The 18,972-nt window shown below is 46.2% G+C and carries 14 protein-coding genes and 1 pseudogene; 10 read left to right on the top strand and 5 right to left on the bottom strand.

Annotated features, from left to right (window positions below; genetic code table 11):
* Positions 1–141 precede the first annotated feature (141 nt).
* Positions 142–327: pseudogene (locus tag QUB10_RS25235) on the bottom strand (ATP-binding protein); the annotation flags it as partial.
* 82 nt (positions 328–409) lie between these two features.
* Here QUB10_RS25235 and QUB10_RS25240 point away from each other — a divergent pair.
* Positions 410–1,687 (top strand): tetratricopeptide repeat protein, encoded by a 1,278-nt coding sequence (locus tag QUB10_RS25240; RefSeq protein ID WP_333205956.1) that lies wholly within the window; start codon positions 410–412, stop codon positions 1,685–1,687.
* A 160-nt stretch (positions 1,688–1,847) separates the two neighbouring features.
* Here the strand turns inward: QUB10_RS25240 and QUB10_RS25245 are convergent, their stop codons facing one another.
* Positions 1,848–5,261, bottom strand: coding sequence for a PAS domain S-box protein (locus tag QUB10_RS25245; protein ID WP_333205957.1), 3,414 nt, complete (start codon positions 5,259–5,261; stop codon positions 1,848–1,850).
* A 754-nt stretch (positions 5,262–6,015) separates the two neighbouring features.
* Between QUB10_RS25245 and QUB10_RS25250 the strand changes: the two genes are divergently transcribed.
* The 6 genes from QUB10_RS25250 to QUB10_RS25275 all read left to right on the top strand — a co-directional run bounded on the left by QUB10_RS25250 (position 6,016) and on the right by QUB10_RS25275 (position 12,324).
* A complete protein-coding gene (locus tag QUB10_RS25250) occupies positions 6,016–6,360 on the top strand; it encodes a hypothetical protein (protein ID WP_242721486.1) in 345 nt (114 codons plus the stop codon).
* 223 nt (positions 6,361–6,583) lie between these two features.
* Positions 6,584–7,609 (top strand): ABC transporter permease, encoded by a 1,026-nt coding sequence (locus QUB10_RS25255; protein WP_333205958.1) that lies wholly within the window; start codon positions 6,584–6,586, stop codon positions 7,607–7,609.
* Between the two features lie 207 nt (positions 7,610–7,816).
* The gene (locus tag QUB10_RS25260) at positions 7,817–8,623 is read left to right on the top strand and encodes a hypothetical protein (protein ID WP_333205959.1); all 807 of its coding nucleotides are present in this window, start codon (positions 7,817–7,819) and stop codon (positions 8,621–8,623) included.
* Between the two features lie 506 nt (positions 8,624–9,129).
* The gene (locus QUB10_RS25265; RefSeq protein ID WP_333205960.1) at positions 9,130–10,173 is read left to right on the top strand and encodes a hypothetical protein; all 1,044 of its coding nucleotides are present in this window, start codon (positions 9,130–9,132) and stop codon (positions 10,171–10,173) included.
* 352 nt (positions 10,174–10,525) lie between these two features.
* Positions 10,526–11,299, top strand: a complete 774-nt coding sequence (locus QUB10_RS25270) for an ABC transporter permease (protein ID WP_333205961.1) — start codon at positions 10,526–10,528, stop codon at positions 11,297–11,299.
* A 125-nt stretch (positions 11,300–11,424) separates the two neighbouring features.
* Positions 11,425–12,324 carry an ABC transporter ATP-binding protein gene (locus tag QUB10_RS25275; protein WP_333205962.1) on the top strand — a complete coding sequence of 300 codons (900 nt, stop codon included), beginning with the start codon at positions 11,425–11,427 and terminating at the stop codon, positions 12,322–12,324.
* 126 nt (positions 12,325–12,450) lie between these two features.
* Here QUB10_RS25275 and QUB10_RS25280 read toward each other — a convergent pair whose 3' ends face one another.
* Positions 12,451–13,434 carry a GNAT family N-acetyltransferase gene (locus QUB10_RS25280; RefSeq protein ID WP_333205963.1) on the bottom strand — a complete coding sequence of 328 codons (984 nt, stop codon included), beginning with the start codon at positions 13,432–13,434 and terminating at the stop codon, positions 12,451–12,453.
* 749 nt (positions 13,435–14,183) lie between these two features.
* On the opposite strand from QUB10_RS25280, the gene pap reads away from it, so the two are divergent.
* Both pap and QUB10_RS25290 read left to right on the top strand, forming a co-directional pair.
* Entirely contained in the window at positions 14,184–15,671 is a 1,488-nt protein-coding gene (pap, locus tag QUB10_RS25285) for a polyphosphate:AMP phosphotransferase (protein WP_333205964.1), read from the top strand.
* A 353-nt stretch (positions 15,672–16,024) separates the two neighbouring features.
* Positions 16,025–17,020, top strand: a complete 996-nt coding sequence (locus QUB10_RS25290; protein WP_333205965.1) for a YdcF family protein — start codon at positions 16,025–16,027, stop codon at positions 17,018–17,020.
* On the opposite strand, the gene QUB10_RS25295 is transcribed toward QUB10_RS25290, so the two are convergent.
* Positions 17,017–17,358 carry a hypothetical protein gene (locus QUB10_RS25295; RefSeq protein WP_333205966.1) on the bottom strand — a complete coding sequence of 114 codons (342 nt, stop codon included), beginning with the start codon at positions 17,356–17,358 and terminating at the stop codon, positions 17,017–17,019. The two genes, QUB10_RS25290 and QUB10_RS25295, sit on opposite strands and share 4 nt — an antisense overlap.
* A gap of 457 nt (positions 17,359–17,815) precedes the next feature.
* Between QUB10_RS25295 and glsA the strand changes: the two genes are divergently transcribed.
* Entirely contained in the window at positions 17,816–18,742 is a 927-nt protein-coding gene (gene glsA, locus QUB10_RS25300) for a glutaminase A (RefSeq protein WP_333205967.1), read from the top strand.
* 29 nt (positions 18,743–18,771) lie between these two features.
* Here glsA and QUB10_RS25305 read toward each other — a convergent pair.
* The coding region (locus QUB10_RS25305; protein ID WP_333205968.1) for a hypothetical protein at positions 18,772–18,972 on the bottom strand (201 nt) is incomplete at its 5' end.

Below are 18,972 nucleotides of genomic sequence, written 5' to 3' on the forward strand. Positions count from 1 at the left end.
AAAAAATTGTTCTGCAATCAGGCTTAATTGGTTTGGTAGGGGCGGGTTTATGAATATTTTGGATGTGAACCACAGATTGTTGGTGAACCCGCCCCTACGAGATTTGGTAATACAAGGATAGCTCAAAAATACCAAGATTAGTTAAGGATTAACAGGTAAGCAAATGGTAAAAGTAGAACCAACACCCTCCTGACTTTTTACTGAAATATTGCCGCCCATCATGAGGCAAAAACGCTGGCTGATTGCTAGTCCCAAACCGGTGCCGCCGTACTTGCGCGTGGTAGAAGCGTCTGCTTGGGTAAAGGGTTGGAAAATTTGCTGCAACTGTGGGGTACAATTTTCTTAAAGTATATACCTGCAATTTGCGGTAAACTTTTTTCAGGAATCTACTAATTATTCAAGTCCGATCGTGAAATTAGAATTTGCCTTAGCTCAATATACTGATGCTCTCGCTCACCTAAAATTGGCCAAGTCTGAACCCTCAGAAATAGCCATTCTCCATATTTTAGTTACTCGCGATGCCATCAAAGAAGCACTCAGCGAGAAAACCCAGCTTTCTGTGGAAAGTTTGGCTAAACTACTCGAATTAGACAACTTCCTGAAACAACAAGCCAATGCGATCGCCCGAGGAGCAAAATTAGCAGAATGGCGAGCTACATTTCACCCCTCCCCAGAAGCTTGGTGGTGGTTCCTCGAACCGACTTCCCACGAGGAAGTTTCCCCCTCAAATCGCTTAGATTGGTTGTTCAACGGGCTGACAATCGCGGGATTGGCAGGGGTAGCGGCTTATATGACAACCTTCGCTCAACTCTTTGCCACGGGAGGAATCAGCTTCGCTGAGAGCTTTGGTCTGCTGGGACAAGGAGGGTTGCTTCTGACGGTAATCCACACCTTGCAGGACACAGGACAAGAACAGATTAAAAATATCCTCAAAAAACTCAATATTGCTCCGCAGTTTCACAGTCAAGCAACCTTGGGTATTACCGCAATGTTATTGTTGGCTTCTGTGGGAGTCTATAACTCTTTGCCTCGGATTGGGGACTGGAACTATCGAGAAGGAAAAAAACTCTACGAAAGAGGTTTACTGGAAAAAGCCAAAGGGAAATACGAGCAAGCGGCCAAAATAAACCCCAATAATTGGGAGATTCCAATTGCCTTGGGACAAATCTACGAATCTTTAGGATCTATAGATTTAGCGAGGAAGGAATATGAAAAAGTGTTAAACCTAGGGGAGGCTCGCGCCTTTAATAATTTAGGTCGCGTTTATATTAGTAAAAACGATAGGGTTACCGCTGAAACTTTACTGCGGATGGGATTACAACGGGTTAGGAAAGAAGATTCTCAACTCAACTATGAACTGCATCTAAACTTGGGCTGGATACTGCTCAAACAAAAACAGTATCAAGCGGCTGAAAAAGAAATCCGACAAGCAGTTGCTATTGACCAAGCAATTGAAGGAAAACAGCTCGGTGGAGGGATGGCTTATTGCTTGCTAGAAGATGTTCTGGAAGAAAAAAAAGATACAAAAGAGGCATCCCGCTGGAGAAAAATGTGTTTGGAGAGTGCTCGTCCCGAAACGCTTGAGCAGTATAAATGGTTTATTGAAACTGGAAAACAAGATTTCGCCGATCAGATAGATACTACGGGAGTGGTGAATGGAGAATCTAACCCAAGTACACAGCCGTAATGAGTAAGATAAAAGTAAAAAATAAAACCTAAACACAAGGTTATGTTTACTTTTAGTTTCCCTACTTGGTTTGTATTCCCCTTTTTTTAGGGGAACTTCTTTTGTAAGGTGCGCCAGCATTCTTTTTTTCTGAAATTGAATGCTGCGTGTGCCATCCACCCTAATTTTGCAGATTAACTGGCAACCAGATCGTAAAAGTAGAACCAACACCCTCCTGACTTTTTACTGAAATATGACCACCCATCATGAGGCAAAAACGCTGGCTAATGGCTAGTCCCAAACCGGTGCCGCCGTACTTGCGCGTGGTGGAAGCGTCTGCTTGGGTAAAGGGTTGGAAAATATGCTGCAACTGGTCGGGAGTCATCCCAATTCCTGTATCTATACAATTAATAACTAAAAATTCTTTACTAGCAATTGAAGATTGAGAACTTGTCGCAGGTTCAGAAGTGTTTTCTTGTTTTCCTTCGCTGCTGTCACCCGCAATTTTTTCTCGGCTGGCGGTGAGGGTAATTGTACCGTTTTGAGTGAATTTGGCGGCATTGCTCAGCAAATTTAATAAAATCTGCTGCACTTTGGTAATGTCACTGTGCATAGTGCCGATATTCGTAATTTGGTGCAAGTTGAGAGTGTTGCCGTTTTTTTCAATTAGCGGCGCGGCGGTGGATGCTACTTCTTCAATCAAGGCGGCGATGTCGAAGGTTTCTAAGTAAAGATCCATGCGGCCTGCTTCGATTTTAGAAATGTCGAGAATGTCGTTAATTAGCGATAGCAAGTGTCTGCCGGAAGTGCGAATTTTGTCTAAATCTGGGGTGATTTCATCGTAACCCAATTCTGCGGTTTCTTCTTGGAGCATTTCGCTGTAGCCGATGATGGCATTCAGAGGTGTTCGCAGTTCGTGGCTCATGTTTGCCAAAAATGCGCTTTTTGCGGTGGAAGCGGCTTCGGCTGCTTCTAGGGCGAGTTGCAAGGCGGATTCAAAGACTTTTCGATCGCTAATATCCTCGACGCTGCCTTCATAGTAAAGTACCTCGCCGTTGGCGTCACACACTGCACGGGCGCTTTCGGAAATCCAAATTACGCTGCCGTCAACGCGGTAAACTTCTGACTCAAACCCCGAAATTTGTCCGAATTCTTGCATCACCCGCATAAACTTGTCGCCCTGCTGAGGATTGACGTAAGCTTGCTGTTTGATGTTGGTGAGATTTGATGTCAATTCTTCGGGAGTGGCGTAGCCATAGATGCGGGCTAAAGCTGGATTTACGCTCAAGAAGTGGCCTTCGGGGGTTCTTTGAAAAATGCCTTCGACTGCATTTTCAAAGATGCTACGATATTTTTGTTCTGCTTGACGCAAAGCGCTTTGTGTACGATCGCGCTCGCTGGCTTCGATCGCCAATGATATCAAATCTGCCAGGGAAGCAGCAAAATTTTGTTCTTCTAATGTCCAGTTACGAGGAGTTCCCACTTGTTCGATACAGATAACTCCGACTGTTTGTCCTCCCAGCCGCACCGGCGCATCTAAGGTTGATGTAGTACCCACTTGTGAAAAGTAAGATTCCACAAATTCTCTGGTTCTCACATCTGAGAGAGCGTCATCGGCTGCGATCGTCCGGTGTTCTTCCAAAGCTTTAAAATAAGCTGGATAGTCTGCTGCTGCGAGTTCGGCACCTTGGGAATGGTGCGGGTTGCTGCGGTGAAATTGGTCGAGACATTGCAGTTTCGATCGACTCTCATCATATAGCCACGCGCCAGCTTTTTCTGTCTGTAGGGTATGAGCCGCCGCTTCGGTGATTTGCCTCAAAGCTACTTGCAAATCGCCTCGATATAGCGCTTTATTTCTTGCCAATTCTACCAAAACCGTATTTTGTTTGAGCAATTGTTTTTGCCTGTGGCGCCGCACGGATTCCGCTCGCTTCTGTTCGGTAATATCGCGGGCCACCACAATGACGGATTCTGCTGAAAGCGGTGAAATGCTTGCTGCAAAACAAACTTCGCGGTCGTTAATCGTTAAATCGTACTCAATGCTGACAGTTTGCTGAGTATCTAAAGCTGCTCGGATGTGGTTGAGAAAATTGTCTGATGTAGCTTGCGGAAATACCTCTGTGACTGTTTTGCCAACTAATTCTTCGATTGGTTTGTAGAGCAGAGAAAGATTTGTGGGCGCGATTTTTAAATAGCGGCCGGTGGAGTCCACAACTATAATTAATTCGTTCATAGCTGCAAACAAAGCCCGCAATTCTGCTTCGGCTGCTTCGAGTTCGCCAGTCCGCTCTGCTACTCGCTGTTCTAAACTAGAGTTGGTTTTTTCTAGGGCAACAAAAGACGATCGCAATTGTCTCGCCATTTGGTTGAAAGACTGAGCTAGGAGACCGAGTTCTTTGACTCCTTGAACTTCGACTTCGCCGTCTAATTCTGGGGAGGTGAAGTCGGATGACTCAGACATTTTTGTTAAAGCTTTGGAAGCTTGCAACAATCGGGTAATCGGTTGGACAACCCAGCGAGAGGTAAATATTCCGAGGACGATCGCCAGTACGAAGGCAAAAAAGCACAATAAGATAGTTGTGCGAGTGTTAGCGTTAATTTGCTCCATAAAGTCGGCTTCCGGGATTGCGACTACAATCAGCCAATCGAGGCCGCGGCCGTCTTGCAGGGGAGCAACAGTAATGAATTGACGTTTGCCGTCTATCTCGAAGGTAAACTGTCCTTTGCTGTCAATTTGTTCAAAACTACCAAATCGTTGTTGCAAGTATGTCGAAGCCGATCGAATTAGCAAATTTTTGCTCTGTGTCGCCAACAGCCGTTTTTGTCCGTCTTGGCCGGTGACAAAGGGCAATTCGTCTGTGGAACTGGCGACTATTTCCCCGCTGCGTTCGATCGCAAAAACTTGTCCCGACGGGCTAATTTTGATGCTTTTGAGAAAATCACTGATTTGAGAAAGAGTCAGGTCAATTGCCAGTACCCCCTGCAGGTTTCCTGTTTCATTGTAAATAGGCATCACCGGCGTAATGCCGAGCACTGGCGAGGCCGTGAAGACGTAGATCGGAGACCAAGTGGGTTTTCCTGCCTGTTTGGCAGCTTGGTACCACGGTCTTGTACGGGGGTCATAGCCGGCGGTTTGGATGAGCTCAGTGCGATTTCCTTGGCTGTCGAGGCGATAAATTTCGCGGTTGGGAGCCGTTGATTCGTCTCTGATGTATACTAAGTCTTCTGCTTCTCGCTTGAGTAAGAGGAATCTGCCCTGTTCGTCGCCGTAGTAGATGGTTGTAGTTCGATCGCTCAGCTTGGTCTGATTCCACAAATAGCGCTCTAAGTTGGGGAAGTCTTCCGGGTCTAAGTTGCCAGAGGCGATCGCAGCAGTATTCATTTGTAGAAACAGGTGAGACACATCCCCAAAACTGCGGAAATTTTCTTTCGTCCTCGCTGCAACTTCCAAGCTTAACCTCGTAGCAAGGTCATTGACAGCTTTCTGGCTGTTGCGAAACGAAAGCCATCCAGTCACGCCGACTGCTACGGAGATTTGTACCACCAGCGGTATCAACAAGACTAGGCTTAGTGACATCTTGGGCGAGCTTTTCATCACACAACTGCTCAGACTTTTCAATAACATCAATATTGTGACACCTACCAGGTTTGTGTATCGTTTGTCGCTTAAACTGAAATGTTGCACCATTCTCAATAAGCTTTTTATGAACAGGCTGGACGGCCTGTTCTGTCAAAGAGTGAATTTTCTGGTGGAACAGGCCCGAAAAGCCTGTTAAGCGAGAATGGTGCAATATCTCAGTGAAAATCACCCTCGATATAAGTTACAACGTTGTACACACATAGTGAAGTGCAGTGACCGACTGCTCAAAACGGGGCTGAGGTTTCCACCGCTACTCTAAAAACTTGTAATATTAATCATGCCACTACTTGTCTGAATGTGGCGATCGCTCTGCAGACTCCCGATAAAAAAGCCACAGCCCGTAAAAAAAGCAACTTTAGGCCCGTGTTGCCCACCCTGGTTGTCATCAGTCATTGCCAATTATTCAATTTTTTAATCTAAACTTTTTAATCTAAAATAAGCTCACTTTCTCCTGGTGGGCATTCTCTTCCTTACGCCTGGTTAATAAAAATTTTATTTTCATTTTTTCTACAGTCCCAGGACAAATGTAAATTCTGTGACAATCTCGTGTTAAAAAATTTGCTATTAATAAGATAAGCCGCCAAAATCCAGATCGACTACAAAGAGGATAATTGAAGCATCTGCATTTCATCAACGCCAGCAAAGTAAAGCGTTTTTGGCTTTTTTGGACGATCAATATTTTGGCAAAATAATACTTCTGGAGGATGACATGAACTATACATTTGAAATCCTGGGCGTATCTCCAACTTTAACATTTTTTAACCAGCAGCAGGAATTGCTGCAACAACAGCAGCCGTCCGGTGTAGAATACTTGGCAAACCGAAAGTGCACTCTCGATGCGTTTGTGGCATCCGTAGAGACAGTTTCTCCTAACCGCGGCTGGGATGTCGATCGAGTTGTAGACACCGTGATTAGTTTCTGGATGAACAACTCTGATAGCATCCAGTATTGGAGACACAGGCTGCAGGATGCCGGCAGCGAAAACTTGTTAGTAGCCAGAGTAGGCGATATCAAGTCTTTGCAAGCTGCATTTGAATCACTGCTGGGCGAATAGGAAAATCGCCAATTGCGAAAAAGTCGATCGACTTTTTCGCTAAAACTGAGATATTGCACCATTCTCAATCATCCTTTCAGGCCGTTGCTCTGAGCAACGGCCCACAATAAAATTTATCTGTTGTGGAACAGGCATCTTGCCTGTTCTTGAGAATAGTGCAAGATGTAAGTAACATCCACTCAACTGTCTCTTTCCAATTTCCAATTGGCAATTCCCAAATATTATGTCTCGTTCCAAAGCCCTGCAATCTTATATTTTTGTCCGCTTGCTTCTAGCACCCCTAATGTTGTGGACAATCACCACAGCAGTATTTTTGCTCTTGCGGGCCACTCCAGGCGACCCCATAGATGCCATTCTCGGCTCACGAGCTCCCGCAGCAGCCAAAGAAGCAATGCGAACTCAACTCGGCCTCGACGCACCCCTGTGGGAGCAATATTTCAAATACATGAAAGACTTATTCAGTCTGAACTTGGGAACATCCATCACCACTCGCGGACAAACCGTGTGGCAAATTATCGGAGATTATTTCCCCGCTACAGTCGAATTAGCAGTTTGTAGCATGGCCATAGCTTTAATTGTCGGCATCAGTATCGGTTCCCTGGCAGCATCCCGCCCCAACACTATTTTCGATGCTGTCGGCCGTTTGTTTGGCATTATCACTTACTCGCTGCCGGCTTTTTGGGCCGGTATGGTTTTGCAATTAATTTTCGCAGTGCAGTTGGGATGGTTTCCCTTGGGAACTCGCTTTCCCGTCACATTCCCCGCCCCCGAAGGCTACACAGGACTATACACTATTGACAGTCTCCTGAGCGCTAACCCTGGTCAGTTTCTCACATCTTTGCATTATTTGGCTCTTCCGAGTTTGACGTTGGGGATTCTTTTGAGCGGCATTTTCGAGCGGATTGTCAGAGTGAATCTCAAGCAAACTTTGCAAGCAGATTATGTCGAAGCAGCTAGAGCTAGAGGCATTCCCGAATTGCAGATTTTATGGGCTCACGCTCTGAAAAATGCACTAATTCCGGTGATTACTGTCTTAGGATTGACTTTTGCTGCACTGTTGGGCGGTGCTATTTTAACAGAGGTGACTTTTTCTTGGCCGGGGTTGGCAAATCGCCTTTACGAAGCGATTAGCTTGCGGGATTATCCAACTGTTCAAGGTATTGTGGTGTTTTTTGCGGCAATAGTTGTAATTGCCAGCATTGTAATTGATATTTTGAATGCTTACGTTGACCCGCGAATTCGGTACTAAAAATATCAAGGAAGAAGGGCAACGGATGCTCTACTTTTGCACTTAGCCTTTTTCTACCTGTACTTTCTGCGTTCGCGAGATGTTTTAGCCAGGGGTGGGCCTGTAGAAGCAGTTGTCAAAAAGATCGATCGGCTTTTAGAGTGACGACACTTGGCATTGTATGGGCAATACTGGAGAAAATAAACTTTAACATTTGAGGAAACGCTGATGAGATTATTGCGAACAATCGCCGCTCTATCGGCGGCCTTGACCCCACTGATGGCTGAAGCTGCCTTTAGCCGTCCCATGCCGGGAACAGCCGATTTTCCCAGAGCCTCAAACCCCCAAGTAAATGTGCCGGTTTGCTTCATCGAAACCCGAGGTGGCACAACTTTTGATTTAGTCAGCTTGTGCGGCAGCAATGCTGCTCCCCAAAACACTAATCCGGTTGCGGGCAATGCTCCTGCAAATAACCCCAATGCAAGCACTCCGCCTCCTCCCCCGAACCCCAACGCCATCACCAGAGATGCTGTCGGCACGCCGATAACTACTCCTGCTGACACGGCAAATCCGAACAATCCCAACAATGTCAATCCGGGAACTTCGCCCGCAGGTACTCCCAATGCCACTCCGGGAACTTCGCCCGCAGGTACTCCCAACGCCACTCCGGGAACTTCGCCCGCAGGTACTCCCAACGCCACTCCGGGAACTTCGCCCGCAGGTACTCCCAATGCCAATCCGGGAAGTTCACCGAGTACCAATCCCAATAATCTCAATCCGGGAAGTTCGCCCTATATTACTCCCAATAATGCCACTCCGGGAACTGCGCCGAATACCAATCAGAATAATCTCAATCCGGGAACTGCGCCGAGTACCAATCCCAATAATAGTGCGTCTCCCACGGGTGGAACTGCTGGCGACAGCAACAGCGATTTAGTTCCCAATCGCAATCTCAATCTTCCGAGAGTGCCGCCGAGTTCCTTTAGCCCCGGAGGCCTTGCACCGACTAGAGATGCGATTGATGGCCCCCGCTAGTAATAAGGGAAGTGTCAGAACTTTTAAAGAAACCGGGTTTCTCGGAAACGTTCTCTTTTTCAGGGATATTTCAGCGGCGAGAAAGCCGGAACATTTATTTGCCTGCATAATATTGATGTCAGGTGCGATCGGCATATTTTGTAGCAGAGTAGCAAAATAAAAGTTAAGCTAAGAACTTGTAGACGCTATGGGCTAAGCACTCTTTTAGAACTGGCCAACCAGGTAGAAGCAGTGATACATAGCTAGCTTTAATCCGTAACAGGATTAGTTATCAGCACAGGTTAAAATTATTACCAGGCGGGTGCTCGCCAGCTCCAAGTTCTCAAGCTAAACCATTCAACAGGCATATTTTTGTTAAGCCCGTGTGGTTTGGAAAGTACCGGCTGATAACATTAGCAAGACAAAATTAACCCGATTATTCGGAGGCTCTTCATGAGCAAAATATTTGTTTTAATAAATTGGAACAAAATTGCTCTAGACCCGATCACACTTGAGGAGGAAATCTAGTGTCAAACTTAGTTCAACGCTTAGAAATAACCGCTCATCCGCAACTAGAAAAATCCCTCGGCTATCGAGGAGATAGTCGCTGGGTAGCTTGGCGCTGGGAACCCGACATCGACCAACTTATTTCCAGCGACGGCAAAACAGTCGGCACTGGCAATAATATGGCTTGGCTGGTGTTTTTGCAGCACGATTTAGTCGATCCTGCAGTACAAGAGTACAACCTCGGCAAGGGCGATCGCTACTGGCTGCTTTTAGACACCGAAACTAGAAATCTCTACGTCGGCGAAGGGAAAACGGTTCAAAGTCTGCTCGAACAGCCGGAAAGTTTAGGTTTATTGGCCTGTCTCGATGGCGGGAATGCCGATCGACAAACTGGTGAAACTTGGCAGCAAACGCTATCTCAACTAACAGCCAAACCAGTTGTTCGCAACCTGACAAATGCCCTTCCTTTCGGTATCGCGGCCGCTTTGATAGGTGCTTTAGGCATCGGAACCGGATTGTGGGTAGTGCCGGCGGTGCAGCAGAAACTAGCCGAAAAAACAGCTTTTATTTCCCCAATTAGTTCTGGCGCCAACTGCGGGCTTGGCGGTTCCGACGATTTTTCAGCTTATATCGGTTCCTCAAGCGGAAATAAAGAACTTCATTTAATAGGCGTTTACGAAGCCAATGCGGATCACAAGAACCGAGATTTATCACAAAGTGCGATCGAAGTCAAAGTAGAACGTCGAAACAAGCCCATAATTCTCGCACTTTCAGCCTACGAACCCGTGCAATGGAACATTACCGCAGAACCGGGAGCCGTTATCGAAAAAATCATCGTTAACGGATACCACAACCAAACTGTTTCAGGAGTTTCGGGAATTCCAATTGAAGAGCACAGCTACGAAGAAACCGGAGACAATCTCGGCGACTTTATCTACAAGTGGGGTGCTACCCCTGACAGTTCCAATACTTCTTCCCTCGTGACTAAATTGGAACAGAGAAACAGCACCAGTTTAACTTCCTTTCAAGGATGCTACAGAGGTAAAAACTTTAGTATTAATTGAGAGCAGCGACAGAGGGTGACAAGTTAGACAATTTTCGATTTTCGATTGGGAATAACTGATTAGATATGGATTTGGAATTTGTGACAATTCCCTTCTTTTTTTTAACGGGTGTTAAAACCTATCCCTCTAAAATCACAAAACCCGCGTCTGCGGGTTTTTTATTGAGAGCTAAACTTATTGGCATCTCTATAGCAATCCTAAATCATTTGTGAACTTCTTACTCCCTCCCCTTGATAAGGGGAGGGTTGGGGTGGGGTAAAAAATTTACAACTCCTGCAAGGATTGCTATATGGTATGATATGCGGTGGCGTCATTACCAATTCCCCACTCTCACAATACTAATAAATTTCTTATGAAATACTGGTACGAAACCCTCGCAGTAGCACAGCGGATTTTAATTGAATTGGGGAGGCGCCGGCGCAGCTTAGTCTTGTGGAGTATATTTCCAGTTTCTATCTTGCTAATTAACGGTTTAATTTTAAAAGAACGGGCTAATCTCAGCACAGCAAAAGCTTTTGAAACTGCTGCACCTGCAAGCTTAGTAGGAGCAGCTTTATTTTTTAGCTGTCTCGGTGGTAGCGTAGCAACAGTAGTAGCAGAGCGAGAACAGCATACCCTCAAACGCTTGTTTATTTCCCCGCTGAGTGGCACTTCCTACTTTTTAGGAATTTTCCTGGCCCACAGTTGCATCGGCATCGGACAAGTAATTTTAGTATATGCGATCGCCTCTTGTTTAGGAGCACAATTTCAAGGCTCTATTCTGCTAGGATGTGCGATTATTTTACTCAGTATTGTATCTTATGTAGGTGTAGGCTTTATTCTCGGCACCCAGTTTGCGAGGCGCACTGAAGATGTCAACTCCCTAGTAGCAGCTTTCGGCGTCCCCTTGTTGATTTTAGGAGGCGCATTTTTGCCGACTTCGCTGTTTCCCAAAAGTCTGCTGGAACTCGCCCAGTACAATCCAATTTATCACATGAACGAAGCGCTGATGGGCGTGTGGGCTGACGGCAAAGATTTGGCTGATATTGCAGAACACTTTTGGTATTTATTCATATTTTCTATTGCCATGATTGTAGGTGGATGGCTTTCTTACCGCAGGATGCTGAGAGTAGAAAGAAGACTTTAAAACTATCTCATTATGTCATAATTATTCATCTCTCTCTTCTCTTCCTCCGCGCCCTCTGCGCTCTCTGCGGTTTAATCGTTCCTAAACAACCGTAAATATATAAAATAATACGGAGAATTCAAGCAGTGCTACAAATAGAAAAGCTAAATAAGTCCTATGGCAAACGTTCAGTGCTTCAAGATTTAACACTGCACATTCAAGCTGGAGAAATTTACGGTTTGCTCGGGCCAAACGGGGCGGGCAAAACTACAACGATCAATATTTTATGCAATTTGCTAAATGCCGACAGCGGCAAAGTTTCTATTAATGGCGAACCTGTTTCTGACTCTACAAAATCCTTAATCGGTGTAGCGCCCCAAGAAAATTTGCTTTACAAAAGCCTTAGCTGCGAAGAAAACCTCAACTTTTTTGCTCAAATTTACGGCTTAGAGCGGAAACAGCGGCGCTATCAAGTAAGGCACTGTTTGAAAGCAGTAAATTTGACAGATAGAGCTACAAGCCCGGTGGAAACTTTGAGCGGAGGAATGCAGCGCCGCTTGAATATTGCAGTGGCTTTGGTACACCAACCTAAATTAGTAATTTTAGACGAACCGACAACGGGTTTAGATATTGAGGCGCGCTATGAAATTTGGGAATTAATTCAGCGCTTGCAATCGGAAGGAATTACAATTTTGCTGACAACTCACTTGTTGGATGAAGCTGAGCGGCTGTGTCAAAGAATTGGGATTTTAAAGAATGGCAGTATTGTAGCTGAAGGTAGTTTAGAAGAGTTGCAAAAACTGATTCCGGCTCAAGAAATTATCGTGGTAAAAACCGACGAAGAAGCTGAAGTCATCGCCCGCGCTCAAAAATACAGTTTCATCCCCCGCCGCTACGGTAGCGATTTAGCTTTTTGGCTGCCGGAACGTTTAGAATTAAAAGAGATTATTTTGCTGTTCGACGGGATTTCTATTGATTCAATTGCTCGGTATCCGGTGCGGTTAGAACATATTTATGTAGAAGTAACTAAACAAACTGTATCCTAATCTGCGTCCATCTGCGTATATCCGCCCAGTACGCTTCAAAAACCAAAGAAACCGGGTTTTTTACCGAATCTGCCGACTGTAACGCAGTATCTCGCAAAAACCCGGTTTCTGACCACCCTAACGAATTTACACTGTCTTAGCCCATTCGATCCAAGTTTCTATCGGGCGGAAACCGACTGATTTGTAAAGCTTTGTCGCCCCCGTCAAACTGTCAGCATCAACGCTGAGTTTAGCTGTGTTTGCACCCGCTGCTTTCAACTTATGCAAACCAGCTAATAGCATCGCTTTTCCTAAACCCATTTTCCGAAAGTCGCGCCGCGTACCCAACAATTCAATCCAACCGTCTTTTGTGCCGCTGCGGGCGTTTTTTTGGGGTTTGATTTGACAGTCGCAGAAAGCAGCAAATTTGCGTGAAGCGAAGCTATCCCCCAGGGAATCGCCCGAAACAGCAATTAAATCTAATTCCGGCTGATAATTGGCGTCTTGCATCCAGTAGCGCACGGTTTCCGCAGTTAAATCGTGGTGATTCCAGTGATCGATAAATGACTGGTTGAACATCTCTACCCAAGGTTGGATGTCTTGTTCTCCTGATACGTGTGTCAGCGCAAAATCTGCGGGAAATTCGGGCGTGGGAATGGGTTCGGCGAGGGATCGGGCCATTGTCCAAAAATAGCGATCGACCTCAAAGCCCTGTTTCTCTAACAGCCGCATCTCATCGGTTTTGTCCTCCCGGCTGTAGGTACGCAATTTTGCGGGCAAATTGCGTTCTTTCGCCACTTCGCGCAGCCGCTTTTCGCCCCACTTAATTATGTCTTTTTCTAATCCTTCGCCACGGACATTTGGATGCACATAAAACCACAAAGAAGCGTCTATTTCAGCCGGGGAATCTGGCATATCTAGGAGTGACAAACCGATTAGTTTGTAATTACCATCTTCCCACAACTGCACGTCGCGGGCTTGGTCGAGTTTGGGTGCATCAAGTATTAGCTTGAGTTCAGTTGCTGAGACTTCTTCGCCGAGTCGATCGACTGCTTCGCAAGCATCGATCAAATTGGCGATCGCGCACCAGTCAGTTTCGCCCTTGTAGGAGCGTGTTGTCAAGATATTCATAAAAAACTTGCAATCCGTAATTTCGGACTGTTCCTCTTAGTTGGTATTGGCAAACAAGTACAGTAATTCAGACATTTTGGACAAATGTCAGTAACAGGCTTTCCGGCCTGTTCCACAAGAAATAAATGTTCTTGTGGGGAGGGTTCGCGTGACCGCACCTAAACCGCTTTTAGTATTTGAGAATGGTGTCGATAAAACTCAGAAACCTGTTTATATCACCCAGGCTTTCAGGTTTTATCTTATAGCGCAATCATAAAAATTGGTTTGCCCTTTTGGGCTAGTTTTGTATTGGAGTTTATGGCTGGATGTCGATGAGTCGCGCTCTCTTTCGTTACCAAGCTTGGTGCTTAAGTAACTACTATTGTTTGAATAAAGTTTCTACAGCTAAGTAAAGAAGTTGTCACCCCCACCGGGTAGTTGATTTTTACTTTTGCTCTTTTTACAAGAAATCCTTTTTAAGGGATTTTTGGCTCCTCCTGTTAACTCGCCCGATCGGGGGAGGGGAGAAGTTGAACTTATTTAAAAGTTCCCTATTTCAACTATAACCTGAGCTGTTTTTTTTGGCAAGTTGGAAATCCAGGGATTCTTGCTAGTATTAACGAGGAGGGCCTGTGATTGCAAGAGCTATCCGGCTTTTAACCAGCCGTAACTGTAATTTTTATAACGTTTTCCCCTGAATTGAGGATTTAATTTTATCCAAACGTTAAACTAACGTTAAACTGTTTTTTACAGATTAATATGAGGTAAATATGCTCGACAACCTCGATTTAGATATCTCCCTGGATAAAGAAACCTATGATGCCAAGATAGAAATTTTAATGCAGCAGTTGCGATCGCTCCAACTGGCCTGCAGGGAAAAAAAATTGCCCGCAATTATCGTCCTCGAAGGTTGGGCAGCCGCCGGCAAAGGTGCTTTAGTCAAAAAAATGGTAGGGTACATGGACCCGCGGGGGTTTGCCGTCCACCCGATTTGGCCGCAGTCAGATGCAGAAATGGGCTATCCTTTCCTATGGCGGTTTTGGCAGAAACTCCCCGCCCGCGGCAAAATTGGTTTTTTCTACCACAGTTGGTACACTCATGTTTTAGAAGACCGATTGTTCGATCGAGTCTCCGAGGCAGAAGTACCGACAGCCATCAGGCAAATCAACGCCTTCGAGCGGCAGATGGTTGATGACGGCGCCGCAATTGCCAAATTTTGGATTCACCTGAGCAAAAAAGAACTCAAGCATCGGCTCAAAAAACTAGAAGATGACGCATTACAAGCTTGGCGAGTGCGACCCGAAGATTGGAAACAAGCCAAAAAATACGAAGAATACACAACTTTTGCCGAAGAAATGGTATCCCAAACCGGCACGGGCCCAGCACCTTGGACGCTAGTAGAAGGCGATTGTCAACGGTGGGCGAGAGTCAAAGTTTTAACGCAAATGGCAGCGACAATTACAGAAGCCTTAGACAGACTGCCGATGCAATCTGCACCCGTGAAATTGCCACCTCAAGAAAGCTTGCAACCCACCGAACCAGACTTGCTGGCCCAAGTAGATTTAACTCAATCGCTGTCGCCCGACGAATACAAACAGCAACTTCGCGAGGAACAAACCCGTTTTGGCAAACTGCAACAAAGCATCTACGAAGAGGAAATCCCCGTGTTAGTGATGTTTGAAGGTTGGGACGCCGCCGGTAAAGGAGGAGCAATCAAACGCTTGACGGACATATTAGACCCCCGCAGTTACATCGTTAATACCTTTGGGGCCCCGACAGACGAAGAAAAAGCGCATCACTACCTCTGGCGGTTCTGGCAGCGGCTGCCGACTGCTGGTAAGATCAGCATTTGCGATCGTAGTTGGTATGGTAGAGTGCTGGTCGAGCGAGTCGAAGGATTTGCCACCGAACCCGAATGGCGCCGAGCTTATCAGGAAATCAACGAATTTGAGGAGCAACTCACCAGTTTCGGGTGTGTCTTAGTTAAATTCTGGCTGCACATCAGTCCTGACGAACAGCTAAAGCGGTTTACAGAGCGGCAAAACAATCCATTTAAACAATACAAACTCACTCCTGAAGATTGGCGAAATCGGGAAAAGTGGAATTATTATGAAGTGGCGGTGAATCAAATGATTCAGCGCACCAGCACGCCGCTAGCTCCCTGGACGCTAATTGCGGCCAATAACAAGTATTATGCTCGTGTTAAAGTAATTCAAACGGTAACGCAGGCAATTCGGAATCAACTGAAGCGCCGATAAATTGGGATTGGTGAATCGGTAACAGGTAATGGGGAAAAAAGTAGGCAGAACAAAGCAGGCTTGAATTGTCAATTCCACCTGTGGCGTGCTCGATCCATTACCAATTACCAATCAACCATTACCAGTTATCAATTACCAATTAACTGTCAGCAATCTGTGACTGGAAGTAGCGGGTTTCACCCTGCAACCAATAGTTGATAGCTGACCGGAAGCGAGCATCAGGATAAATGCGATCGGACTGCGTTATTCGCGAAAGTTAAAAACCCACCGATGCCCGTATTTCCTCCCGCAGCTAAATTAGCGCTCGTTTCCACACTTCCGTACTAATTTATGAAGACACAGAATATTGCAAGATGCCAGAACTGTTAGCTCGCATTCTATTTCTATTCCTCCTGTTCTCACTGATCAAATCGTGGTGGGATCAATCAGGAGGCAAAGACAATCCGTTATTAGACCGGCTGCGCGTTTTGCTACTGATCAGCCTTTTGATCCTAGCTTTTTTTGCACCAGACACTCCGGTCGGAGCCGCGATTTTCGGGCTCATAGCCTTCTTCTTTAAGCCGCTGGGTTTTTCCATCACGCTGCTGGTGATTGCATCGGCGCTGATCACAAACGGGGGCATCCGCAACCCGGCGCCGAGAATGATCCTGGCAGCGCTGCTAGTTTTGATCCTTTCGAGTATGCCAGTTGTCGCTTACTGGTTCGCCGAGCAAGCAGAACGTGACGCCGCCGCAGCCGTCCGCACAGCTTGCTGCGACGAAACCGCAGCGGCGATCGTCCTGCTGGGCAAGGGAACCACTCAGCCCCACATCCCCAACCGAGTGGCGATTCAACTAACAGATACAGGCAATCGCCTGCCCTATGCAGCCGTTTTGTACCGCCAAAAAGTGGCACCGATGGTCATAGTTACCGCTGGCCCCAGACCAGAGTTGGAGGGTTATGTTGGGGAAGCGAAGGATATCGAGACTTTGCTGGCAAACAACATGGGCGTGCCGCGCAGCAGTATCGTTCTCGACGATAACGGCAGCAACATACGCACCAGCGCCGAAGAAGTGAGAAAGATACTCGACAGCCGTGGCGCCCCGCGGAAAGTAATCCTGGTAACATCTGCGATTCAGATGCGCCGTGCCAGCCTCGCTTTTGCGAATATGGGAATCCAGGTGATTCCTAGGGCTACCGACTTCTACACTTTTCAACCCACATCAGGAGGGAGATCTAGTAGACTCCGCTTAGACGCGGGAGATTTTTTGCCTAGTGCAGAAGCTTTGGTAACTACGACGCGAGTATTCGATGAATATTTCGGGTCTTTCTATTACTATTTGCGAGGCTGGCAGGCTCCCAGGGCCTAAAGTGGCAAGTTGCTGGTGTTTTTCTTAGGCAACAGCGACTGCTCCCCAGATTGGTTTAAAATCTGATGAGAATGAGACCTTTGTGGGGAGCTGTTTTTTCTCATTCCGGCGGGGTCGCCGACAATCAAGTTTGCCATAAATGCAAACAATACCCAAAAGATAACTGGCTCCCACTGGGATTTTTTGGGCGGTGCTTCTGCCGCTTTGACAGATTCGACGTTGACTTTGATGTCTAGTTTGCCTTCAATTTCTTTGCCTTTGAGAACTCCCTCCTTGCACACACCCTTAAAAATCATGGGAGCGGGCTTTGGTGCTTCTGCTTTCGGTTCGTCTGCCATTTTTTTATCCTGGTTTTGGTGAATCCGGTTGGATAGTACATTCTTAAAGGTTCGGGGGTTTTCCGGACAGGATTTCGCGAACTCTGAAAGAATTAAGTTAAATATGCACCCCGCCCCTTCCTGGGGCTTAAACATAAGAATCTGAAGGCATTTCCAGCTAGTGCTGGTTTGTTTTAGATAGCAGCCTTGCCTTGAAGCTGCTACTTATATATCCGGGTGAAAGGGAGATTTTTATGCAAACTACAGGTTTTTTATGAAAAATTCTCAATAAATTTATTTGCTCCCGGCGCGCCCAAACGTCAACCGCCTCAAGATCGAGCGCACTTACTCTCATCGAAAAAACCCGGTTGCTTCCAGCCGGCCCAAGTGACGCAATTCTGTTAATAAACGGGGTTTCTGGCTCAATATCGCGCCAGGAATGCCAATCTAAAATCTCAAAACATATAAATAATCGAGAGTGAAAATATCCACTAGCAAACTATCTTGCCTGCAACCCGAACAACTGGAAGCTTGGGCAAAAGAGGCAATTAATCGCAGTAAATCGGGTCAAATCCCTGCGTACATACCTCTCCTAGCGCAAGCCGATCGACAAGGGTTTGCCGTGCAAATTCGGGCAATTGACGCGCAAATTATGAGCTGGGGTAGCATTGCTCAAACATTCCCGCTGATGAGTGTAGTCAAGCCTTTTGTGCTGCTTTATTTGCTGTGCGAATTGGGCGAAAAAAGGGTATTTGACTGCGTTGGCTGCGAGCCTTCGCAACTGCCTTTCAATTCCCTAACTCAACTCGAAATAGACCAAGGGAAGCCGAGAAACCCGATGATTAATAGCGGGGCGATCGCCCTAGCGTCTTTGATTCCCGGTCAAAATGCTGTGTCGCGCTGTCAAAACTTGCGAACTTGGTTAAATCAACAGGCAAACAGTCAGTTATTTGTTGACGAGTTAATGCTCGATTCAGTGACGACAAATCCGAATCAAAACAATTGGAATCTCGCCTTGAAAATGGTAGAATCTGGTTACATTCAAAATCCCGAAATTGCTTTAGAAACCTACAATCGCGTCTGCTGTTTGTCGGGAACTGTGGAGGATTTAGCTAAGCTGGGGATGGTTTTGGTAAATAGTGGCGATCGAGCAATGGGGGAAAACTGCCGTACTGTCAAAGCGCTGATGGCAACTTGCGGTTTGTATGAAGCATCGGGCCGCTGGGCGCTGCGGGTAGGACTGCCGGCTAAGTCGGGAGTTAGCGGGGCAATGCTTTCGGTAATTCCGGGCCAGGGGGCGATCGGCTTTTACAGTCCGCCCCTGGATAAAGACGGAAATTCTATCGGTAGCTTATTTCTGTTAGAAAAAATAGCTAAAACTTTGCGGCTAAGCGTATTTGATTAGATTGGTCAGTTGTCAGTTGTCAGTTGTCATTAGGAATGGGGAATTGGGAATTGGGAATTGGGAATTGGGAATTGGGAATTGGGAATTGGGAAACAATATAATTCCGTAGGGCCGGGTATTACGACAATATCTAACCAGTACAAACAAGCTTTATAACCCACATTCCGCACCCCCAACTGGCACATACGCGGATTGAGGAAGTAAAAGTGAATCATCGGAGATAATAATGA

This window comes from Microcoleus sp. B5-D4, from assembly GCF_036705145.1.
GTDB lineage: Bacteria > Cyanobacteriota > Cyanobacteriia > Cyanobacteriales > Microcoleaceae > Microcoleus.